This is a genomic window from Pseudaminobacter soli (ex Li et al. 2025) (genome assembly GCF_029892515.1).
Classification (GTDB): domain Bacteria; phylum Pseudomonadota; class Alphaproteobacteria; order Rhizobiales; family Rhizobiaceae; genus Pseudaminobacter; species Pseudaminobacter soli_A.
In genome coordinates this window covers 1-21818 of record NZ_JARXVF010000002.1, presented here as the reverse complement: position 1 = coordinate 21818, position 21818 = coordinate 1, and the positions used below count along the sequence as shown (strand labels likewise).

At 59.2% G+C, this 21818-nt stretch carries 20 protein-coding genes and 1 pseudogene; 16 read left to right on the top strand and 5 right to left on the bottom strand.

Going from position 1 to position 21818, the window contains the following annotated elements; translation table 11 throughout:
- Nucleotides 1-149: 149 nt before the first annotated feature.
- The 8 genes and pseudogenes from M2281_RS10920 to M2281_RS10885 all read left to right on the top strand — a co-directional run.
- A pseudogene (locus M2281_RS10920) lies at nt 150-519 on the top strand (hypothetical protein); the annotation flags it as partial.
- 145 nt (nt 520-664) lie between these two features.
- Nucleotides 665-1744, top strand: coding sequence for a UDP-glucuronic acid decarboxylase family protein (locus M2281_RS10915; RefSeq protein WP_280821204.1), 1080 nt, complete (start codon nt 665-667; stop codon nt 1742-1744).
- Nucleotides 1744-2730, top strand: coding sequence for a UDP-glucose 4-epimerase GalE (gene galE / locus M2281_RS10910; protein WP_280821203.1), 987 nt, complete (start codon nt 1744-1746; stop codon nt 2728-2730). Before M2281_RS10915 ends, galE begins: the two co-directional genes overlap by 1 nt.
- On the top strand, nt 2727-4535 hold the full coding sequence (locus M2281_RS10905) for a glycosyltransferase family 2 protein (protein WP_280821202.1): 1809 nt from the start codon (nt 2727-2729) through the stop codon (nt 4533-4535). Before galE ends, M2281_RS10905 begins: the two co-directional genes overlap by 4 nt.
- Nucleotides 4536-4574: 39 nt before the next feature.
- Nucleotides 4575-5975, top strand: coding sequence for a UDP-glucose dehydrogenase family protein (locus M2281_RS10900; protein ID WP_280821201.1), 1401 nt, complete (start codon nt 4575-4577; stop codon nt 5973-5975).
- A gap of 12 nt (nt 5976-5987) precedes the next feature.
- Nucleotides 5988-6530: a DUF995 domain-containing protein gene (locus M2281_RS10895; protein ID WP_280821200.1), complete on the top strand. Its 543-nt coding sequence runs from the start codon at nt 5988-5990 to the stop codon at nt 6528-6530.
- A 41-nt stretch (nt 6531-6571) separates the two neighbouring features.
- Nucleotides 6572-7516: a glycoside hydrolase family 26 protein gene (locus tag M2281_RS10890; RefSeq protein ID WP_280821199.1), complete on the top strand. Its 945-nt coding sequence runs from the start codon at nt 6572-6574 to the stop codon at nt 7514-7516.
- Between the two features lie 23 nt (nt 7517-7539).
- Nucleotides 7540-8043: a DUF995 domain-containing protein gene (locus M2281_RS10885; RefSeq protein ID WP_280821198.1), complete on the top strand. Its 504-nt coding sequence runs from the start codon at nt 7540-7542 to the stop codon at nt 8041-8043.
- Nucleotides 8044-8140: 97 nt separating this feature from the next.
- On the opposite strand, the gene M2281_RS10880 is transcribed toward M2281_RS10885, so the two are convergent.
- A complete protein-coding gene (locus M2281_RS10880) occupies nt 8141-8479 on the bottom strand; it encodes a hypothetical protein (RefSeq protein WP_280821197.1) in 339 nt (112 codons plus the stop codon).
- Nucleotides 8480-8766: 287 nt separating this feature from the next.
- Nucleotides 8767-9246 carry a hypothetical protein gene (locus M2281_RS10875; RefSeq protein ID WP_280821196.1) on the bottom strand — a complete coding sequence of 160 codons (480 nt, stop codon included), beginning with the start codon at nt 9244-9246 and terminating at the stop codon, nt 8767-8769.
- Here M2281_RS10875 and M2281_RS10870 point away from each other — a divergent pair.
- From M2281_RS10870 to M2281_RS10835, 8 genes are all read left to right on the top strand, one after another.
- Nucleotides 9209-9424 (top strand): diguanylate cyclase domain-containing protein, encoded by a 216-nt coding sequence (locus M2281_RS10870; protein WP_342394259.1) that lies wholly within the window; start codon nt 9209-9211, stop codon nt 9422-9424. The genes M2281_RS10875 and M2281_RS10870 overlap by 38 nt on opposite strands.
- Nucleotides 9425-10227: 803 nt before the next feature.
- Nucleotides 10228-10974, top strand: coding sequence for a MurR/RpiR family transcriptional regulator (locus M2281_RS10865; protein ID WP_280821195.1), 747 nt, complete (start codon nt 10228-10230; stop codon nt 10972-10974).
- Nucleotides 10975-11078: 104 nt separating this feature from the next.
- Nucleotides 11079-12281: an ABC transporter ATP-binding protein gene (locus M2281_RS10860; protein ID WP_280821194.1), complete on the top strand. Its 1203-nt coding sequence runs from the start codon at nt 11079-11081 to the stop codon at nt 12279-12281.
- A 2-nt stretch (nt 12282-12283) separates the two neighbouring features.
- Nucleotides 12284-13210: a carbohydrate ABC transporter permease gene (locus M2281_RS10855; RefSeq protein ID WP_280821193.1), complete on the top strand. Its 927-nt coding sequence runs from the start codon at nt 12284-12286 to the stop codon at nt 13208-13210.
- Nucleotides 13210-14064, top strand: coding sequence for a carbohydrate ABC transporter permease (locus tag M2281_RS10850; protein WP_425537713.1), 855 nt, complete (start codon nt 13210-13212; stop codon nt 14062-14064). The genes M2281_RS10855 and M2281_RS10850 overlap by 1 nt, the downstream gene beginning before the upstream one ends.
- 128 nt (nt 14065-14192) lie before the next feature.
- Nucleotides 14193-15476, top strand: coding sequence for an ABC transporter substrate-binding protein (locus M2281_RS10845; RefSeq protein ID WP_280821192.1), 1284 nt, complete (start codon nt 14193-14195; stop codon nt 15474-15476).
- A 64-nt stretch (nt 15477-15540) separates the two neighbouring features.
- Complete coding sequence (locus M2281_RS10840; RefSeq protein WP_280821191.1) at nt 15541-16227, top strand: HAD family hydrolase; 687 nt, start codon at nt 15541-15543, stop codon at nt 16225-16227.
- Between the two features lie 29 nt (nt 16228-16256).
- Nucleotides 16257-17159, top strand: coding sequence for a CehA/McbA family metallohydrolase (locus M2281_RS10835; protein WP_280821190.1), 903 nt, complete (start codon nt 16257-16259; stop codon nt 17157-17159).
- Between the two features lie 345 nt (nt 17160-17504).
- On the opposite strand, the gene M2281_RS10830 is transcribed toward M2281_RS10835, so the two are convergent.
- The 3 genes from M2281_RS10830 to M2281_RS10820 all read right to left on the bottom strand — a co-directional run.
- Entirely contained in the window at nt 17505-18620 is a 1116-nt protein-coding gene (locus M2281_RS10830; RefSeq protein WP_280821189.1) for an ABC transporter substrate-binding protein, read from the bottom strand.
- 222 nt (nt 18621-18842) lie between these two features.
- Nucleotides 18843-19214, bottom strand: coding sequence for a hypothetical protein (locus M2281_RS10825; protein WP_280821188.1), 372 nt, complete (start codon nt 19212-19214; stop codon nt 18843-18845).
- 55 nt (nt 19215-19269) lie between these two features.
- Nucleotides 19270-21818, bottom strand: a 2549-nt coding sequence (locus M2281_RS10820) for a calcium-binding protein (protein WP_280821187.1), incomplete at its 5' end; no start/stop codon positions are given.

Sequence of the window (21818 nt, the reverse complement as noted above, 5' to 3'; positions counted from 1 at the left end):
GCGTTCTGCCGGCGGGAATTCGGGACAAGGGCGAGGGCTTCGGCGCAGGGCGTATCGAGATACGTCCGAGGTGTCGCATTGGCGCAGGCGGCCGGCGATTTTGATCTACACAAAAACGTGCTGCGCGGGTTCCGGAGTTTCCGAAGTTGGAGATGACGGCCCAGTTCGTCACCGACGCTCTCATCATGGCGATCTGGCGTAGAGGCAATCTCCACAGCTTGCTGCATGACTCGGATCGTGGATCGCAAAATAGCAGCGAACAGTTCCGGCGGCCGATGGCGGACCATGGCATCATATTCTCGATGAGCAGGGCCGGCGATGTCTGGGACAATGCTGCGATGGGGAGCTCCTTCTCGTCGCTCAAGACCGAACCCGTCGCGGACAAGGTTTAAGGGACGAGGGATGACGCCAGGGCGGACGTTCGATTACATCGACTCTCAGCGACGACACTCTACGCCATCGCGTTCGCGCGACAAGCCATGTGTTACCTTAACTGCGTGTCCGAAAAGCTGGCAGTAGGCCAATGCATGCCCCGTGGACAGAAATGGACAGCCAGACAAGTTTCCGGATTTCCCGATAACGACTCGCCGAATTGCTTCTTATACATTTTCCCCAAGTACTCATTGCAGATTGATTTCAAAATATACTGCATATATGAGTTAATTTGCGAGCGGTCGACCCTGCCTTTGTGAATACTGCAATGGTCTCCGCAAGTAGTGGGGGGTGTATATTGGGTGCGTTCCAGGGAGCGGGTAGGAATCCGCGCCAAAATCAATCCAAGCGCAGAATCCTCGTGGCTGGCGGCGCCGGTTTCCTCGGCTCCCATTTGTGCGAGCGCCTGCTCAATGACGGGCAAGAAGTTATCTGCATCGACAACTTCTCGACTGGCCGCCTGGAGAATCTGCGTCATCTCCTGCGTTTCGACGCATTCAGCTTCGTTCGCCACGATATCGTTGAGCCAATCGACCTGCCGATCGACGAAATCTACAATCTTGCCTGCCCTGCTTCTCCTCCGCACTATCAGGCAGACCCGATCCACACGACGAAGACAAGCGTCCTGGGTTCGCTCAATCTGCTTGAGCTGGCCGCACGCTCAAACGCCCGCATTTTTCAGGCCTCCACCTCGGAAGTCTACGGAGATCCCCATGTTCATCCGCAGCCCGAGAGCTATTGGGGCAATGTAAATCCGTTCGGTCCACGTTCCTGCTACGACGAGGGCAAGCGCTGCGCCGAAGCGCTTTTCCACGACTTCCATCAACAATACGGCGTCCAGACCAAGATCGCCCGCATCTTCAACACTTATGGTCCGCATATGCGGGCGGATGACGGGCGGGTAGTGTCCAACTTCATCGTTCAGGCGCTCAAGGGCGACGATATTACCATCTACGGCGACGGCGCGCAGACGCGTTCCTTCTGCTACGTCGACGACCTGATCGAGGGTTTCGTCCGCCTCATGCGGGCGCCGGCCAGCTTGGACGCGCCGGTCAATCTCGGCAATCCAGGTGAATTCACCGTGGCTGAACTGGCAGAGAAGGTCATTGCGCTGACCGGCTCGTCTTCGAAGATAGTCTATCTTCCGCTGCCGGTGGACGATCCGCGCCAGCGCCGACCGGATATCTCTGTGGCAAAGCGCGAGCTGAACTGGGAGCCGAGCATTCAGCTGGCCTACGGTCTCAAGTCGACGATCGCCTATTTCGAACGCCTGCTGGCCCGATCCGCCGGAGCCTTCGCAGAGGTGGCGTGATGTCAACTCGGACCGTTCTCGTCGCAGGTGGTGCCGGTTTCATTGGCAGCCATACAGCCAAGCTTCTGCACGCTGGTGGCTTCGAACCCGTCGTCTATGACAACCTGTCCACCGGCCACGCCAGTTCGGTGCGCTGGGGGCCTCTTGTCGAGGGTGACGTCCTCGACACTGAACTGGTGGCGCGAACGCTCGAGGACTATGCCCCCGTCGCCGTCATTCATTTCGCGGCGTCCGCCTATGTCGGGGAATCCGTTGGGGATCCGGCGAAATACTACAGTAACAATGTGGGCGGCACGCTTTCGCTGATCGAGGCGTGTCGTCGCGCCGGCATCGACAAGGTCATATTCTCGTCGAGCTGTGCAACCTACGGAATTCCTTCAGAACTGCCGATCCGGGAAGACGCGCCACAGACCCCCATCAACCCTTACGGTCGCACCAAGCTGATAGCGGAACACATGCTTGCCGATTACGCGACCGCCTACGGCCTGCGTTACGTGGCCTTGCGATATTTCAATGCATGCGGCGCCGATCCCGAAGGTGAGCTCGGTGAAGCACACGATCCCGAAACCCACATAATTCCGCGTGCTCTGATGGCTGCTTCGGGTCGTATAGATCGCCTGGAGATTTTTGGTGATGACTACGCCACTGCGGACGGTACCTGTATCCGCGACTATATTCACGTGACCGATCTGGCGCGCGCGCATGTGTTGGCGCTGAAGCATCTCATGCGTGGGGGGACCAACCTCGCGGTCAATCTCGGAACTGGCCGCGGCACCTCGATCCGTGAAATCCTCAATGCAATTCACGAAATCACGGGTCGTGATGTACCTGTCGAGATGCGACAGCGCCGCGCGGGCGATCCCCCTGCGCTTTATGCCGATCCGGGAATGGCCCGAGAGAAGCTGGGTTTCTGGGCACAATATTCGAATCTCGAGACAATCATCCGTACCGCCGCTCCCTTCTTCGGGCTGGAAGCTCGAAAATGAGCGCAGAACAGGGCACACCTTCGATGGTGCCAATCTTTTCGGGCTGGCGACGCATCGAGTATCTCGCCGGTGTCGTTCTCTGGGCTGCCGCGGTGGTCTATTTCTGGCAATGGTGGTTCTTGACGGCGCACCATGTCAACGTTGCCGGTTCCATCTTGGTGACCGCGTTGTTGGCCTGGGTGACGATCCTTCCGGTGTATTTCATCATCATTTTCTTCAATGCGCGTCGGCCGAGCGGCCCCTTGCATCTTCCAGCCGGCAGCCGGGTAGCAATGGTGGTGACCAAAGCCCCGTCGGAACCGTTTGAGGTCGTGGCGGAGACCTTGCGCGCGATGCTGGCACAGGGGGTGCCGCATGACACGTGGCTTGCGGATGAAGATCCTTTGCCGGAAACGCTCGACTGGTGCCGGCGGCACGGGGTGTATGTTTCGACCAGAAAAGGACGGGCAGACTATCATCGCCAGTCGTGGCCGCGACGGACACGGTGCAAGGAAGGCAATCTTGCGTTCTTCTACGATCACTATGGCTATGAGCGTTATGACTTCGTGGCGCAGCTCGATGCCGATCATGTGCCTGAGCCAGACTACCTGTTTCACATGTTGCGCCCCTTCGCCGATCCGGCTGTGGGCTATGTATCCGCGCCCAGCATCTGCGACCGCAACGCCGGCAAGAGCTGGTCCGCGCGTGGCCGGCTCTATGTCGAAGCAAGCATGCATGGCTCGCTCCAAGCGGGATACAACGGTGGCTTCGCTCCGGTTTGTATCGGCTCACACTATGCCGTTCGGACCGCTGCCCTGAAGCAGATCGGCGGACTCGGTCCGGAATTGGCAGAAGACCATTCGACCACCCTTTTCATGAATGCACATGGCTGGAGCGGCGCACACGCGCTCGACGCCATCGCCCATGGCGACGGACCGCGCACATTCACCGATTTGGTCACGCAGGAGTTCCAGTGGTCGCGAAGCCTCGTCATGATCCTGCTACAATACACGCCTCAGTTGATCCGGCGCTTGCCGTTGCGGCTGAAGATCCAGTTCCTGTTCTCGCAGCTCTGGTATCCGCTCTATGCGTTTTTCCTGGCGATGATGTTCCTGCTGCCGGTCATGGTGCTGTTGTATGGCGACAACTTCGTCAGCGTCACTTATCCCGACTTTCTGATGCACTTCGTGCCGCAGTCGCTGATGATCCTCTTCCTCGCCCATCGTTGGCGGGCAAGTGGTACCTTCCGCCCAATAGACGGGAAGATTTTCAGCTGGGAAGTGATGCTTTTCCTGTTGGCCCGGTGGCCCTGGGTGCTTGCGGGAACATTCGCCGCTACGCGTGACTGGATCACTGGCTCGTTTGTCGATTTTCGGGTTACCCCGAAGGGTAGTTCGGAGGTCGACCCGATTCCTTTCCGTGTTCTCCTGCCTTACTGCGTGGTAGCGCTGGCCTCCATACTGCCCGTGCTTTTTATCGAGGACGCACATCAAAATCGCGGGTTCTATGTCTTCGCCATCATCAATGCCGTCTTCTATTTGGTGCTGCTGCTCACAATCGTGATTCAGCATGCACGTGAAAATACAGTGCGCGTACAGGCACGTTCCTATCGGCCTGCCCTTGCCGCGTGTGTTGCGGGACTTGTCTCTCTCACAAGTCTTGCCACCGTCGAACGCGGCCTAGCCGGCGTCGAAGCCCTCACATGGGGCACCACAAGTTTCAGATTGTTTGATAGTCGCTATTCGGCCGCAGGCGCAGGCGTGGATGGCCGGAAACAGCGGAAGATCATTTTCAACCCCCACTGGCAAGCGAACGACGCCGACTGAACACCTTAACGGAAAGGGCGCCAAGGGCGTGACGAGACGATGAAGATTGTAATTGTCGGAACCGGATATGTCGGCCTCGTCAGTGGAGCCTGCTTTGCCGAATGGGGCAATCAGGTGGTCTGCGTAGACAAGAACGTGCAGAAAATCACGGGATTGAACGAGGGCAGAATGCCAATCTACGAACCCGGACTGGATGAACTCGTTGAGCGCAACTGTGCCGCCGGGCGGCTGTCCTTCACCTGCAACCTGGCGGAGGCAGTCAAGGATGCGCGTGCGGTGTTCATCGCTGTCGGCACGCCGCCGCGCGCAGGTCACGGCGACGCCGATCTGTCTTTCGTCTATATGGCGGCGCGCGAGCTTGCGCCGCTGATCGACGAAAACACCGTCGTCGTGGTCAAGTCTACGGTTCCCGTAGGCACGGGCGATGCGGTGGAAAAGATCATTGCGCTCGCACGTCCGCACGACACTTTCTCGGTCGCATCAAACCCTGAGTTCCTGCGTGAAGGCGTGGCGATTGGAGACTTTCTGCAGCCTGATCGCGTGGTCGTCGGCGTGGAGGACGAAAACGCGCGCGGCGTGCTCGTTGATCTCTATGCGGACCCACTCGCGGCACAGAGTGCTCCAATCGTGGTTACGCGGCGCCGCACCTCCGAACTCATCAAGTATGCCGCCAACGCTTTCCTGGCGACCAAGATCACCTTCATCAACGAACTGGCTGATCTGTGCGAGCAGGTGGGCAGCAATGTCAACGAACTGGCACTTGGCGTGGGGCTCGACAAGCGCATCGGCCGCAGTTTCCTGAACGCTGGGCCTGGATATGGCGGTTCCTGCTTCCCGAAGGACACGCTGGCGCTGCTGCGGACCGCACAGGACTATGGTGTGTCGCTGCGTATCGTCGAGGAAACCGTCAGCGCCAATGAGGCACGCAAGCGCAAGATGGCACTGAAGGTCGTGGATGCCCTGGGGGGCGATGTCAGCGGCATGAGCGTTGCGGTGCTTGGCCTTACGTTCAAGCCGGACACAGACGACATGCGCGATGCACCTTCCGTGCCGCTGATTGAAACCCTTCAGCGGTTTGGTGCCAAAATTCGCGCTCACGATCCCGTGGGAATGGAGAATGCAAAGTCGCTTCTGGAAGATGTCGCCTTATTCGAGGACCCTTACGAATGCGTGCAGGGGGCCGATGCGGCCGTGGTGGTGACGGAATGGGACAGCATCCAGCACCTTGACCTTGCTCGCCTTAGGCGGCTCATGCGCCAACCGGTTCTGGTGGACCTGCGCAATGCCTTCGAGCCGGGCGCGGCCGAAAGGCTTGGTTTCCAGGTGTCAGCCGTAGGCCGTGCCAATGCGAAAACCGCGGTTGCCACGCAGGGAGGTCGACCGATCGATCTCCCCGTCCGGAAGGTGCGCTGCGCGACCAAGGCGGCACCGGCGGCATAGCGGAGAACCACGATGGCGAAGGAATTTCACCACTTGCTGTCCGTATTCGGCGGTGGGCGTATATGGAGCAGGCTTGTCGGCGCCTCGGCCTTATTCTCAGTCGTGTCAACGCCTGTCATCGCCGAGGGGACAGTTATCCTTCCCCCCGACGCGCAAGCCCTTACCAGCGTCGAACTCTATATGATCTACCGCGACAAAAGCTGGCTGTGGTCTGACGGCGCTGGCCGAATGAACGACGAGGGGCGCAGTTTCTCGGCATGGAGCGATGGCAAAGACGGCGTGACCTGGGCGGATGGCAGATGGATAGTCACCGACACCGGTTTCCTCTGCCTAAAGGCAATCTGGCATAGCGCGACCGGGGCATTCCCTAACAAAACCTGCTTTAGCCACCGAGTCTACAATGGCACGATCTACCAACGCAAAGAACCGAACGGCAGTTGGTACGTCTTCCGTAGTTCCACGTCGGACAAGGACGGGGAGTTCGCCAAGCTGACGAAGGAAGACGTCGTCTCGCAACCGCAAAGTGACATCAAGGCCTCTCTTTCAAGAAAATAGTCCACCATGACAGCGCTCTCGAGGCAGCTAGGAGTAGATAAATGAACGTCTTAGGAAAAGTCACGGCGGCCCTTCTTTGCGGGTTTACCCTTTCTGGCGCGGTCAATGCGGCTAGCGGTGTTTCTGGCGCAAGCGTGAACACTCGCGGGGATTTCCACGACAAGCGCCCTATCATCACGCCGCAGTCGCTGGTTTTCGGTGCCTACGATCCCCATGGGGATTTCACGAACGACCCGAATTCCAAAATCGAGCATCTCTTCCTTCCCTGGGAGGACGTTGACCTTGAAACGCTTACCTTGGCCGATAGCTATGCCCAAGAACGCGGGCGTGAGCTGATGATCACGGTCGAGCCGTGGTCCTGGAACAAGGATTGGCGTCTTACGCCCGAGCAGCTTCTGAGCGACATATTGAATGGGCGCTACGATGCGAACATGGCGGCTGTCTGCTCCGAAGCGTCCAAATTGAAAAGCCCGATCACCATTCGCTGGGGGCAGGAGATGGAAGACAGGCTCGGGCATTTTACCTGGGCCCTTTGGAAGCCCGCAGACTTCATCGCCGCATATAGGCGGACGGTCACGGTGTGCCGTAAGGAGCTTCCACATGCGCAGTACATGTGGTCACCCAAGGGCGATGAGGGTCTTGAGGCCTACTACCCTGGCGACGAATATGTGGACGTGATCGGCCTGTCCGTCTTCGGCTATCAGGAATACGACCAGGCCACACTGGGACGGGATTCAACTTTCGTCGAAAGGACAGAGCCTGGATATGACCGCGTGAAGGGTTTCGGCAAGCCAATCAAAATCGCGGAGCTGGGTTATGCAGGTAACGACGACTATGTCCGGGACTGGGCGCAAGAGGCTGCAAAGCCGCATACGGAATTTCCGGACCTGACTGCTGTCGTCTATTTCAACGATCTCGAAGTCTATGCATGGCCGCACGGTGTTAGCCGTCCGGATTGGCGAGTTGCCGATCACGTACTCAACTAACGCTCTAACCATATAGGTAAGATATGATGTCTACTTTCCGAATTTTCACCTTGACCGCGGTCATTGCTGCCGGGATGGCGGGAGGATTGGCGCAAGCGGCCTCGCAAATCGAGATCGACAAGGCTGCCGCCTTGGCCCGTCCGATGTCCCGCGCTGCTCTGGAAGATCTACACAAAGGTCGTACCTGGATCTGGCGGGATGGAGGCGGCTTCTTTTCGCCCGACAAGCACTTTCTTGCATGGACGCGAAAGGGCGCTCAAAGTTCTTACGCACAGGGCGATTGGTTTGCGTCGAATGAAGGAAAGCTCTGCTTTCGTGCCCTATGGCGCAGCAAAGCCGGCACATCGCCGGCCTTCTCCTGCTTTCTGTTTAGGGAAAATGCAGGCGTAATTTTTCAGAAGAAGTCACTTGGCGGCACTTGGTATGTATTTCGCCACAGTGAGGTGCAACCTGGCGACGAGTTTCTGAAACTGCGCAGTGGGGACTACGTCACACTCAACCTCGAGAAGATCAAACAGAAATACTGATATCCCCTATCGGCATACCACGGGTCACGTGGAATGGGTTGTTTGTTCGTTCAACGCAAGGGGAAGCGGGAGGAAATCGCCCGCCCCCTTTAATGTATCAATTTGCGTTGCTCGCGAGTTTCAAAATGCTGTCGCGACGGAAGCAGCGAGAGGTACTTCCAAATCCGCTGGGCGTGCAAATATACGGTGCGCTGCCAAGGTAATTTACAGAACTTACCTTCACGCGTCCGAATGAACTACTTATTCTGTTCGGTTTTCTTTTGTTCTTGAGCTGCGGCAATCCTGAATCGGTAAGCCCAAACGAAATCATAGTCGGCCGATCAGAGGCGTACGCACGCTCAGATATAAGCATTGAAACAATAAGAATTTGCGCAACGATAAGAAACTTACCAATAACTCCGAGTTTCATATTTATATTTTTTGACGCCAATGCCATGCCACCAGTCTCCCGGATATTTGTTCGTTATGGGAGAGGTTTTAGCGTGTTCGATTTAATTCGCCGTGGAAATGCGCTCCAAATGTTTCAACAAAAGCGAGGGACTTTCTTAACGGTTCGGCAACCGTAGCCGACGAGCCCACGCGCTGCGATATTCCGCAGCGTCGTGATGACCTTGGGGCTGACGCCAGCGCCAGAATGCGCCGACCAAGTAGCCCGTGACGCTCGATCTCTCGGCACAGCTTGCAGCGTTTTGGGCGGCCTCTGCGAGCAAAAGCTCGAAGGAGTTACTCCATCCAATCCCGCATCGGCGAAGATGCGGCGCGCCTCTTTGCAGATGCGCCGCTTTTACTGATGGGAAGGGACGGCGCATGCGACGTCGGCATCTTCGGCGATATCTTAAACGGCGAAGTGCTGCTCAACCGCCAGTTCCACCTGTCTACATTGTCGCGGTGACCGTCGGCTGGTTCATCTGGCGGCCAGATCGCCCGGGTGCGCGGATTCTGACAGAAACCTTGCCCGCCATGATCGGCGCGCTGGCCATTGCCGGCGTCATCCTTTTGCTCCTGCTGCGTGGGCTGCGCCGCACCACGGCAGCTCTCGAGCAGGGCAAGGCCGATGCCGAATATCATGCCAATCATGGCACGCTGACCGGCCTCGCCAACCGCGCCTATTTCAACAAGCAGTTGGAGAAAGTGACAGGAGCGTCGCGACCAGGCGAGCGTCGCGCTGCTGGCACTCGACCTCGGCCGCTTCAAGCAGGTCAACGACACGCTCGGTCACGAAGCCGGGGACCAGTCGCTGTGCGAGGTCGGCCGCAGGCTTGCGCCTCTGATCGGAGAAGCCGACACGGTGGCGCGCGTGGGGGCGACGAATTCGCCATCACCCTGCGGCGTGTCCGAACCGCCGACGAGGGTCAATGCAGGACACCATGATCGATACTAACGAAATCCGCGCGCCAGTCGTGAAGCCCACTAACGAATTTCTCATTCGTCTACTAAAAGGAACGTCCCATTGTACAGATCTCCAACGCGCTGGCCGGTCTTCTTGAGAGTTCTTCGGCTTCGTGAACCGAACCTGGGAGACTGATCTCAGCGAAGCCGAAGCGACATCACCGATCGACAGAACCGCAGGCTTGAAACGCTGACCCTTCTAATGACCGATTGATCGGTGAATGCCGGGCCTTCATTCATTACTTGGTGTCGCGGGAGGATCAGCAACGGTGGGGGCGACCTTGCTAGCCGCAGGTGAACAGGTTTGGCTACCCGCGACAGATTTCTGATATGTCACGATCTCGGAATTCGGGGGCTCGCCCCTTAAGAATCTGCTCAAGAGCCGCCGATAGCCACTTCTAAATTTTCTGCCACACCGCTCTCTCACTTCCAGAGATACCGCAGTACAGATCGCTTGGCTGTAAACACATGGGTTTCTCAGTATACGTGCGTCTGACCCAGGGGCCACGTATTCAAAAGTTCTCGGAAGCAGCGAAATCCAACTGTTGCGAATTCGCGTCTCTGAAATAAGGGCGCAAAACCGCTTTCGAGATTCGGAGAACGCCAGCGAACCGCAATCTATGGCCGCGCCAGAAAGGGCCTGGGATCCCACTGCATATTCTGGACATTTAGCCCAGAACGCTCCACGCTTGGCGCCGCTCCCATTGCAGAACCGGCGCCAAGAAAGACTCAATGCCACTCAAAGTGCTTTCAGAAAACAGTCGTGAAACTTTCGGCGCTCCCAGCCTTCCACGCATGCGCAAGGAAATCGACGGGATGCCGGAAGCGCTTTCGCGCATTGGCAAGTACATTCTCGACAATCCGGAAAGGGTTGTCCGCTCCTCTCTTGCAGAACTCGCGGTGCTGGCGCAGAGCGGCGAAGCCAGCGTGGTGCGCTTCTGCAAGCATCTCGGCTATGCCGGCTATCGCGACCTCAAGATCGCGCTGACGGCGGAACTCGCGAGCCAGCGCACCTCTCGGCTGAAGCGCGTGTCCAATGTCGGCGGCCTAACGCCTCTCGCGGACCGGCTCGGCAATGCGATCAACGGCACTGCACAAAATCTCGATCCGGAGTTATTGCTTCGTCTGGCGATACAACTCAAGAACAGCCGGCGCATTGACATCTTCGGCGCCGGAATCTCGGGAATCGTGGCCGAGATGGTGGCTTACCGCCTCATGCGGGTCGGCCTCATCGCCCAGGCATTCCAGGATGCCACGCTCGCCCATGAGGTGATCACGAAGTTCGACGCGTCTTGCGTGGCTATCGGGATCTCCGAAATGGGACTGACGCCGGACACGGTGCGGTTCTTGAGCGGGGCCCGGGCGGCCGGGGCTTTTACCCTGGCGATTACCGGCCGCGCAAACAGTCCGCTTACCCAAAACGCCGATGCCGTGCTGCTGGCGGTGGCCGTCGACCCTCCGCCGATCGGCGGGGAAATGACCGCGGTCCCGGCAAAAATTCTGCTTGTGGAAGCGCTGGCAGGTGCGATCGCGGCGGAATGATGCCGGCTAAGCGGCGGATGTTGGTTGTGGAGTTTTAATCCACTCCTGTCATCCAGATGAAATAAAACTCCGTCATGGTTCCACCGAAATCAGTGGGACAAAGCATGACGGCGACCGTATCCATTTCCTCGATCGAAAAGAATTTCGGTGCTACGAAGACGCTGAAGGGCGTTTCCGTGGATGTCGAGGCTGGAGAATTCCTGACCCTTGTCGGTCCTTCCGGCTGCGGAAAATCCACCCTGCTGCGCATCATCGCCGGCCTCATCCCGCAGGACGGCGGCACGATCAGCATCGACGGAGCGCCTGTCGATCATCTTCTGCCCAAGGCGCGCGACGTTTCGATGGTTTTCCAGAGCTACGCGCTCTATCCGCATATGAGCGTTCGCGACAATATCGCCACGCCGCTCAAGGTCCGGCGCTTGAACAGCTTCGCGCGCTGGCCACTGGTCGGCAAGTTTGCCCCGGGCCAGGCTGCCGCCCGCGCCGAGATCGCGGAAGCGGTGAAGCAGGTGGCGGCGCAGGTGGAGATCGAACCGCTGCTCGACCGGCGCCCGGCCCAACTTTCGGGCGGCCAGCGGCAGCGCGTGGCGCTTGCCCGCGCCATGGTGCGCCAGCCGCGCGTTTTCCTGATGGACGAGCCGCTTTCCAACCTCGATGCCCGCTTGCGCGTGCACATGCGCGGCGAACTCTCCGAACTGCACCAGCGTCTCGGCGCAACCTTCATCTACGTCACGCACGATCAGGTCGAAGCCATGACCATGTCGACCCGCGTGGCCTTGATGATGGATGGCGAGATCATTCAGGTCGCAACACCCAATGAAATCTATGCCAACCCGGCGGATGTTCGCGTTGCCCGCTTCATCGGCAGCCCGGAAATCAATCTCCTAACGGCCCGTGCCGACCCGCAGGGACGAATTTCTATCGCGGGGCGTGCCACCGCGCTGCGCACGGAGGCAACCGGGCAACTGACGGTCGGCCTGCGCCCGGAAATCCTCACCATCGACGACGGCTCGTCCGACATCGTGATCGATGGACGCCTGCAGCGGGTCGAGCGCCTTGGACATGATGTGCTGCTGCATGTGCGCGACGATGGCAGTGACAAGAAGAACATGACGCTCCGAATTTCGGCGGCGGAACTCGAAGCGCTGCAGATGAGCGGCCGCTTGGAGGAAAACTTCAACATCGGCGCGCGCGCAAGCGCGGCCTTGCTGTTTGACGCGGATGGCAAGCGACTGCCGGCTATTCATGGCGCGACTGCACCGGAGCCGATCACCTATACCCCAGGCCGCAAGCTGGTGGGCGCCTGATCATGACCATGGTTCTGTCGTCTGCCTCGATCGGCCGCGCTGCCCGGCGCCGGCTTGGCGCCGAGATCGCGCCATCGATCGCATACTGGTTCGCCGCGCCATCGATCATCCTGCTTGTCGGCACCATGCTGTTGCCGATCGTCATGATGATCGCCATGAGCTTAACCGACTATGAGCTCGGCGCGCTCGACTTCTCCTTCGTCGGTTTCAACAACTATCTCTCGCTCTGGGGAGACAAGACCTTCTGGCGATCGCTGCTCAACACGGCCTACTACGTGGCACTGGTCGTTCCGGCATCGGTCATCATCGGGCTTGTTCTCGCGGTCATGGTCAACGGGCTTAAGCGCGGCCGCAAATTCTATCAGATCGCCTTCTTCTTGCCGGTAACCTCCACCCTGATCGCCATGGCGACCGTGTGGAAATACCTGCTTCACGGCAAGATCGGCCCGGTCAATCACCTTCTCACCGCGATCGGCCTGCCCTCCCTGGAGTTCTTCGGCGATCCGTCGCTGGTGATGCCCGCACTTGCGATCATCGGTGTCTGGTCACTTGCGGGCTTTAATATGGTGCTCTTCACCGCCGGCCTCACCGCAATCCCACAGGAGCTCTACGAAGCTTCAGCCGTCGACGGCATCGACAACCCAATCGAGCGCTTCTTCACCGTGACGCTTCCCATGCTGGGGCCGACCACCATGTTCGTGATCATCACCACCTCGATCACGGCATTCAAGGTGTTCGACACGGTTGCCGTGCTGACCCGCGGCGGTCCCCAGGGCGCCAGCGACGTGCTGCTCTACGTCAACTATCTCGAGGGCTTCCAATACATGCGTATCGGCCTCGCCTCGGCCATCACCGTCGTTTTCCTCGGCATCATCCTGCTTTTGTCCCTGGTTCAGGCCAAGGTTCTGGAACGGAAGGTTCACTACTGATGCTGCGCCCCGGTTCCTTCCTCGTGCGAGCAGGCCTGACCCCCGGCCAGATCGCGATGCATGTTTTCCTTCTGGCTTACGCCTTCGCCATGCTGTTTCCGTTCTACTGGATGGTACTGACGGCGTTCCGTCCGTCGCAGGAAGTGTTTTCGGCGACATTTCACTGGCTGCCGCAAACCTTCGTCGGTTTCGACAATTTTCGCGAAGCCTTCGCCAAGGCGCCACTGCTTCGCTTCATGGCCAATGGCGTAATCATCTGCGCCGGCATTTTGGCGGTGCAGTTGCTGACGGCTATCCCCTGCGCCTACGCGCTCGCAAAATACGAGTTTCGCGGACGCAATCTGCTTTTCGCACTCGTGCTCTTTGCTCTTTGCGTTCCCGTCCAGGTACCGGCCCTGCCGCTCTATATGGGGCTTGCCTTCAGCGGAACGCTCGACAGCTACTTTTCGCTGATGCTGCCGTTCTTTCTATCGGTCTTCGCCATCTTCCTGTTTCGCCAGGTGTTCCGCTCCTTCCCCGACGACATCATCCATGCCGCAAGGCTGGACGGCATGGGCGAGATGGAAATCCTCTGGCGGGTCGTTGTTCCGAGTGCCAGCCCCGCTATTGCAGCCTTTGCGGTCTTTTCGGTCACCGCCCACTGGAACGACCTCTACTGGCCGCTGATCGTCGTCACCAGCCCGGAGCTCGCACCGCCGCCGCTCGGCATGATGTATTTCAGCGATACGGATCTCGGCTCCAGCTTCGGCGCTCTGATGGCCGCTGCCACGCTGCTGACTGCTCCGCTGACGATCCTCTTCCTGTTTGCACAGCGTCACTTCGTCCAGGGCGTCACCATGACTGGCGTGAAGTGAAATTTCGATTTCGCCATGGGCCGGATGGTTCGCCCTTGGCAGCGGCTGCGGCCGAAAGAATGGGCTCCGAACATCCTCCATCGGATCCCGGTAACCACCCAATAGCTCATCCAACTCTCAAGGAGAAAATGATGAAATCCCTCATGCAGGCCGCTCTGGTCGGCGCCGCCACCCTGGTCGGTGCGTCCTCCGCTTACGCGGACCCGATCACCATCGAAGTCGAGCACTTCATGCCGGCTCACAACGTCTTTCATGAGAAGGTCGCCGCGGCCTTCATGGAGAAGCATCCGGACATCGTCATCAAGTTCCGCAATGCGCTGCCGAGCTATGACGAGCAGCACCAGGCACTCTTGCGCGAAGCCATCACCAACAATCTCCCTGATGTCTATCACTCCGGCTATCACCTGCTGCCTGAAGTCGTCCATCAGCTCGAAAAGCGCGGTCAGGTCATTGCACTGGACGACTACATGGCCAAGGAAGGCGAGGCCTGGATCAACGCCAACTACGAGCCCTCGATCCTCAATCTCGGCAAAGTAGACGGCAAGCAGTACGGCATCGGCTTCAATGCCTCGACGCCGATCGTTTTCTACAATGCCGATCTGGTCAAGCAGGCTGGCGGCGATCCTGAAAACTTCCCGACCAACTGGGCGGACATGGTCGCCCTCGGCGCCAAGATCAAGGAACTCGGCGGCGATGTCGACGGCTTCGCCTACGACATGCATGCCTGGCCGGACGACTGGCTGTGGCGCTCGCTCATCCTTCAGCAGGGCGAACACATCATGAAGGATGACAACAAGACTGTCGCCTTCGACAGTGGCTCGGGCATGAACGCCCTGAAGCTGGCTCGCAGTTTCGTCACCGACGGCAAGATGGTCCTGCGCGACTACGAGCAGTCTCGCCAGCAGTTCGCCGCCGGCAAGCTTGGCATCATCTTCGCCTCGCCGAACAGCGCGCGTGGTTTCTCCGACCTGATCGGCAATCGCTTCAAGCTCATGTCCTCGACCTACCCGGTTTCGAACCTCGAAAAGGGCGTTGTGCCGACCGGCGGCAACGGCATGATGATCCTCGCCAAGGATAAGGCCAAGCAGGATGCGGCCTGGGAATACATCAAGTTCGCGACCAGCGCCGAAGGCCAGACGATCGCCGTTCTCGGCTCGGGCTACATGCCGACCAACAAGGCAGCGCTTGCGCCCGAATATCTTGGCAAGTTCTACGAAGAGAACCCGAACTGGTACACCAGCATCAAGCAGATCTCCCGCGCGGCTCCCTGGGGCGGCTATCCGGGCACCAATGGCGTGAAGATCTGGCGCATGCAGCGCGACATCATCGGCCAGGTGATGAGCGGCGACGTTACCCCAGAGGACGGCCTCGCCAAGATCACCGAGGAAACCAACGCGCTTCTTCCGAAGTAAGTTACCTCACCCAACATCTGCCGCGCGTGAAAGAACACGCGCGGCTCTTCATCAGGTTAAAGCTGTGATAGATCTTGTAATTTTTGATTGCGACGGAGTTCTCGTCGACAGCGAAATCCTCGCCGCGCAGGTAACCAGCCAGACACTCAATGCCTTCGGACTGGCGATGTCGGTCAAGGAGACCATTTCCGAGCTGGTCGGCCTGGATGCCATGGCGGCACGCCGCAAGCTTGAGATGATCCATGGCGTTCTTTTGCCGGTTGATTATGAGGCAAGCCTTGCCGAGCGTCTCGATGACGCGTTCAACACGCAACTGCAGCCCATTGCTGGCATCGTGGAACTGTTGCGCGGCCTCAATCAGCCTTACTGTGTTGCGTCCAACAGCGGGCATGAGCGTCTTTGCTGCACCTTCGCCGCGACTGGTCTCGCGCCACTGGTCGAGGGACGCGTCTTCAGCGCCGACGATGTCGCGCGCGGCAAGCCGGCACCTGACCTCTTCCTTCACGCGGCCAAGACGATGGGTGGCATTCCTCCCGAAAGGTGCCTGGTCATCGAAGACAGCGTGACCGGCGTCACCGCAGCCCGTGCCGCGGGCATGCGCGTTGTCGGCTTCTGCGGCGGCGGCCACATACTACCCGGCCACGACCAGCGCCTGCTTTCGCTCGGTGCCGATCACATCCTTACCGATCACTACCAGCTCGCCGCCCTTCCCTGGCTGGCAGCCGGTGTTTCAGCGGCCGTCAGCGCCTAGATTCCATCCTGAACATAAAGGACATCAGCATGAGCAGCGTCGCTCTCTTCTCCATGCCCGGCCGCTTCCTGCGCGGCAATATCCACACCCACACGACCCGCTCTGACGGAGCGCTTTCGGTCGAGGACGTGATCAAGGCCTATCGCAACTCGGGCTATGACTTCCTGTCGATCACCGATCACTTCCTGAAGCAGTTCGACTTTCCGATCACTGATACGCGCGCGTTCAGCGACGAGAATTTCACCATGCTGCTCGGCGCCGAGGTACATGCTCCCCGCACCGAAGTGAGCGATATCTGGCACCTGGTCGCCGTCGGTCTGCCGCTCGATTTCGCGCCGACATCGCCGGACGAAACTGGTCCGACCCTTGCCCGCCGCGCCAAGGCCGCCGGCGCATTCGTCGGTATTGCCCATCCCGGCTGGTACAGCCTGTCGCTGGCGGATGCCGAGACGCTGGTTGATGCTGCCCATTCCGTGGAGATCTACAACCATGGCTGCCAGGTTATGCACGACAAGGGCCATGGCGCGTATCTGCTCGACGGCCTGCTGGACAAGGGTTACCGCCTGACCACCTATGCTTGCGACGATGCGCACTTCAAGGCGGCCGATTTCGGCGGCGGCTGGATCGAGCTGAAGGCCGAGATCAACAGCCCCGAGCACATTCTGGAAGCGCTGAAGAACGGTCACTTCTACTCGACCCAGGGTCCGCGCATCGATGATATCGACGTGACTGCGGATCGCGTGGGGGTGCGCTGCTCGCCGGCCTCGCGCGTGCTGGTCGCCGGACAGGGTTACCTGATGAGCCACAGCAGCGGCATCTCGATGACCCGCACCACCGTCTCGCTCGCTCCACTGGAAAAGAGCCCGTGGCTGCGCGTCATCGTCATTGACGACACCGGCCGCAGCGCCTGGTCGAATCCGATCTGGAAGTAACTCGGCTCTGCCGCAAACTGGGATAAGGGTTTGCGGCAGAGTCCCTCTTTTCGGCTGGGCCCTTCAAGTGATCAAGCTGCTTGAGATGGCCGCAGATGGACGAGCATCCGACGAGAAATCGCACAAATCAACGCGATATCCGAAAACTGAGGGCGAAGTATAGCGCACCGTCGCCAATTCGCGATGGAGCCGCGATGAGATTGCGGCGAAACGCTGTAACCTTCATGGCGACCGAAAGCCCTGCGACGAGAGCCAATCGTCGGGTGAAGCCTCATCACCCGACTGCCAAGCTTTACTCCCGTAAATCTGATTCTCCGCAGGCGTCATACAGAAATGGCACTGCGTTCATCCGGAAGTGGACTTGGCAATCTGCTTCAGTTTACTGTTTTCAATTCGGTAGAATGGCATCGATCGTTCGCTCCCACCGTCGGACCTGAAGCGAAACACGCCCGTCGAACCGCGGAAGCCGGCCGGGGTTTCGAACGCGCTCTTTTGCAATCCATCGGGACCCAGAGCATTGGCGATACCCGCCGTTAGCGCGACCGTGTCGTAGGCGTACGCAACAGTGATATCGGCCGGGTAGTTGAACTTGGCCTTGAAACGCTCGGCTATCGGCCCTGTTTCCTTTGCATCCAGCGCGGCTATGTAAGCACCCTGGAGCGCCTGGTCGTCCATCGGGTGCTCAAGCCACCGGTGGGTGCCGACAAGGGCCATGCCTTTCTTCAAAAAACCTTCGGACTTCAGTGCTCCCGCGATGAATACAGGATTGTCGTTTCCGGTGGCGAGTATTATCGCTTCTGGCGCCTCGACCAGCGCCTTCATATTCGTCACGACCGTCGCGCTACCCTCACCGGCATCGTAAGGAATGGTCACTGCCAGCGATGCGCCATAAACGCTCAAACTGTTGGCGACACGCTTTTCCAGGACCGAAGCGTCGGGTCCGCGCGGCACCAGCAGGACGAACTTCCGGGCACCCTTTGCGGCGATCGCAGCTGCCCCGGCAGCGGCGCTGTCAGCCTCGTTCAACGGCACGGAATAGATGCCAGGAGCACCGTCGAAATTCTCCGCCAGTGTCAGGACGGGTGGCAGCTTGCCGGAAACCTGTGCCAGATGCCTCGCCACAGAGAGTTCAGTAGGGCCGATGACAACCCTGGACGACAAAGCTTTCAGGGCCAGTTCCTTGGCGCGACCGTCATCACCGCGCGTGTCCTCGATCGTCAGTGTGAGGATTTTGTTGCCCAGGTCGTTCATTGCAAGCTGGGCTGCATCTTTCATTTTTCTGCCCCGTTCGCCACTCTGCCCTGGGGCAGAAAGCGGCAGCAGCATGGTAACCTTCGCCGGTCCCTCGCCGAGAACCAGAGCCGCCTGAGGTGCCGGGCCATCCTTCGTCTGCGATGGGCTGCCGCCAGGATCGAGCATATCCGAGACATTGCCGTTGGACTGGCAGGCCGCGAGAAGCACTGACAGGGCCGTTACGCCCGCTAGAACCCGAATTCGCCTATGATGCATTTTGGCTTCCAGCACATTCGAGGCCTGTTGGGCCGAGCCTGCGCAGCTTAGAGGCAAGAAGCGACGCGGGACGCAATGGACAGCGGTCCGCGAAAAGGCCGACACGCCCGGCTACGATGCCGGGCGTGCCAACGCATCCCACAAGAACCACTTGGCGCCGCATTCGCCGGACGATCAGTTCATGTACTCGACCATCCGGCTATGGAAGCATGCGCATTTGTTGAGGGTATCTTCGTCGCGATAGCTCGCCTTCAGATAGCCAATGGCTTTGCCACAGGCCGCCTTTGCCTCCACGGCCCAGACAAAGGCCGGGCGCGCGGAAAATATCCAATGCGGATCCTCCGAAACGGCCACGGACTCGTCCATCAGTTGCACGACCTCTGCCCGCAACTCGGGCACACCCTGTGTCAGCAAAAGCTCCGACGCACCGGCAACCTGGCAGTATTCGATCTGCGGACCTCCAGCCAGATCCGCCGCATAGCCAGCGGTTCCGGCCGACGCCAACAACGCCACGCAACAAAGCAAGGACTTTGCAAGTTTTGTCATACTGAATTCCCTCCGCGAATTCTTATATCATGCGCTTGCGTTGCCGCGCCATAGGTCAGACCACGCCTGGGGCGGTTGCATGCTTGTCGTCGTCGTAGAGCAGTGTGATGGTGCTGGCCACCGGCGTATTCTGCAGCGTAGCCACGTCGACGAAATTGGTGCCATTGGCCGCACCGTCCTTGTCGACGCTCAGCGTGCCGGTCGACTGGTCGTAGCGAACGAAATCATCAAGGTTGCCGCCATCGGTCTTGAACAATGCCGTAAGATCGATCACGTCGCCTTCGCCACCATTGTAGTCGGTGATCAGGTCCTTGATGTCCAGGCTGTCGAGCTTGAACGTGTCGGCCCCGCTGGCGCCCGTCAGCGTGTCCTGTCCCAGTCCGCCGATCAGCAGGTCGTTGCCAGCACCGCCAATGAGGATGTCGTTGCCGGGACCTCCATCCAGGATGTGGTTGGCACTATCGCCGACCAGGAGATCGTTATTGTCAGAGCCACTGATGTGCTCCCCGAGAGCAGGGCTTGCAAAAGTCTCGATCTCGAGGGCCGTCGGCTTGCCGTCGGGCGCGGTGAGGTCAGTTGCCGCGCCCACATCATGCTGGGTGATCTCCGAGCCACTGCTACCTATGCTATTGCCATTAGGATCTATAGCCAGAATGCCGTGATTGGGGCCAACGTCGGCGGCAGTTTTCGATGCAATGCCTTCGCCATTGTAATCGAATGCGACGGCCAAGTGCGAAACATCGAGCGCCTGGATGGCGTTGTGGTTGGCATCAAGCCCGGCCGGGGTCGCTACAGCGGAGGGCGTCAGGCCATCGGCGACGTGAATGTTGAAACTCGCCGTCCCGGTATGATCCCCGTCGCCGTCCGTCAGCTGCAACGTCACCGGGATCGTGTGGTCGACCGTGGTGGATGTTACACCGACACTCGTGAGGTTTAGTTTGGTCTTTCCCGACGATTCGTACGCATCGATCCATGCGATTTGCGCACCGGCAGGCGATGTAATCGTCACGGAAGTGGCGCCATTTGCCGGGACGTAAGCAGCAAATGTTCCATCTGTGTAATGGGCGACGAACTCGATCTTATTAGCTGAACTGACTGTTTCGAACTTGAATGTGGCAAATGAGACATTCGCCAAAGTGATGTTAGGCGGCGTGTAGGGGCCAGCGCCATCGTAGTCGTTCGGCGTTCCGAAATCGAAACGCATGAACTCGCCTTTGTCGAAGTTATTGTTTCCAAGCCCCCAACCTTGGCCAGAGCCGTTGACGTCATTCGTCTGCGTCAGTGCTGGATTGCCGCCTTGCAACCAGTCCTTTTCGTGTTGTGAGGTGAAAACGCCGCCAGAATCGGTGGACTTCCAGCCTGTTACCATGACGATGTTTTGGCCACCTTGCGACACGACAACGGAGGAGCTCGGACCGCTGCCGAAAGAGCTGCCGCTACCGATCGAAACAGGAGTTGTCACGCCATCCAGCGGCACTTTCAGATCGAAAACATACTGTCCACCTGTTGGGTCCACGGTGATTGTGAATACCGCAGTATCACCTTGGTTATAGGTACCGCTGTTGTCATTGTCGGCATAGGCCGTCAATACATTACCTTCCTGCACCGTAATAAGATTGTGGCCGCCCGAGGTGATGCCGGTGGTATTAGCTGAAATCGTCATGGCCGACCCGACGCCATCGGCTCCGGGGACAAAATCGATATGTCCAACTGCAGGTGTCTGTGAAGGATCGTTGCTTGCCTGCTGATTCTGCACGCTGTTCAATATAGGCGCATCGTCATAGATGTTGATCGTCAGCGTGCCGTTGCCGACGCTGCCGTCCTGGTCCGTCACCTTCACCGCAAACTGCGGCGTTGCTTCCAGATCCCGGCCGTTGTTCACCGCCGGGCTCTCGAGATAGTTGTGCTGCAGCGTGTACTGGTACTGGATCGACGTCCCGTTCCACCACACGTCCAGGCTGCCACGCGCCCCGTCGGCGATCGTCGTGTGCGTGCCGTTCAGCACAACCGGCACCCCGTTCACTGTGATCGAACCGACCCCGTCTGGCGCGGCAACTGTGATTACGCCGCTCGCAACCGTCTGCGTCGGCCCCACATGCGAGCCGTTCGCCAGGCCGGCCTCATAGACCGTGTCCACACCCGCTCCCGTTCCAGGCGACCCTACCGTCACGCCCGCATCGCCAATGTGGATTGTCAGCGTGGTTGACGAAGTGTCGCCATCACCGTCGGTCAGCGTGTAGTGGAAGACGTCGTCCACGCCGCCCTTCGTGCCCGGATTGCGGGTATAGGTGTAGCTGCCGTCCGCCTTCAGCACCAGCGTGCCGTACTGGCCGGCAATCGTCGTCCCCGCATCCGTCACCAGTTGCGCCGAACCCGTGCCATAGGCCGAGGTCACGCTCGCCCCGTCAGCACCCTTTACGTCCGCCCCGGCAGCCGGATTGTCTTCACCCGCGCCGGTGATCACATTGCCGTTGTGGCCGGCGAAGTCGCCCTTGCCGATCGTCAGCTCGTCCGCATGCGCCGTCGGCACGTCGTCGACGATGTTGATGACCAGGTTGCCGGCGGGAGCCGGATCGCCGTCGGCGTCCTTCACCACCACCGGGA

Excerpts from the sequence above, each read along its gene's own strand:
- galE (WP_280821203.1), top strand. The coding sequence starts at position 1,744 with ATGTCAACTCGGACCGTTCTCGTCGCAGGTGGTGCCGGTTTCATTGGC.
- M2281_RS10905 (WP_280821202.1), top strand. The coding sequence starts at position 2,727 with ATGAGCGCAGAACAGGGCACACCTTCGATGGTGCCAATCTTTTCGGGC.
- M2281_RS10900 (WP_280821201.1), top strand. The coding sequence starts at position 4,575 with ATGAAGATTGTAATTGTCGGAACCGGATATGTCGGCCTCGTCAGTGGA.
- M2281_RS10895 (WP_280821200.1), top strand. The coding sequence starts at position 5,988 with ATGGCGAAGGAATTTCACCACTTGCTGTCCGTATTCGGCGGTGGGCGT.
- M2281_RS10890 (WP_280821199.1), top strand. The coding sequence starts at position 6,572 with ATGAACGTCTTAGGAAAAGTCACGGCGGCCCTTCTTTGCGGGTTTACC.
- M2281_RS10885 (WP_280821198.1), top strand. The coding sequence starts at position 7,540 with ATGATGTCTACTTTCCGAATTTTCACCTTGACCGCGGTCATTGCTGCC.
- M2281_RS10880 (WP_280821197.1), bottom strand. The coding sequence starts at position 8,479 with ATGGCATTGGCGTCAAAAAATATAAATATGAAACTCGGAGTTATTGGT.
- M2281_RS10865 (WP_280821195.1), top strand. The coding sequence starts at position 10,228 with ATGCGCAAGGAAATCGACGGGATGCCGGAAGCGCTTTCGCGCATTGGC.
- M2281_RS10860 (WP_280821194.1), top strand. The coding sequence starts at position 11,079 with ATGACGGCGACCGTATCCATTTCCTCGATCGAAAAGAATTTCGGTGCT.
- M2281_RS10855 (WP_280821193.1), top strand. The coding sequence starts at position 12,284 with ATGACCATGGTTCTGTCGTCTGCCTCGATCGGCCGCGCTGCCCGGCGC.
- M2281_RS10850 (WP_425537713.1), top strand. The coding sequence starts at position 13,210 with ATGCTGCGCCCCGGTTCCTTCCTCGTGCGAGCAGGCCTGACCCCCGGC.
- M2281_RS10845 (WP_280821192.1), top strand. The coding sequence starts at position 14,193 with ATGATGAAATCCCTCATGCAGGCCGCTCTGGTCGGCGCCGCCACCCTG.
- M2281_RS10835 (WP_280821190.1), top strand. The coding sequence starts at position 16,257 with ATGAGCAGCGTCGCTCTCTTCTCCATGCCCGGCCGCTTCCTGCGCGGC.
- M2281_RS10825 (WP_280821188.1), bottom strand. The coding sequence starts at position 19,214 with ATGACAAAACTTGCAAAGTCCTTGCTTTGTTGCGTGGCGTTGTTGGCG.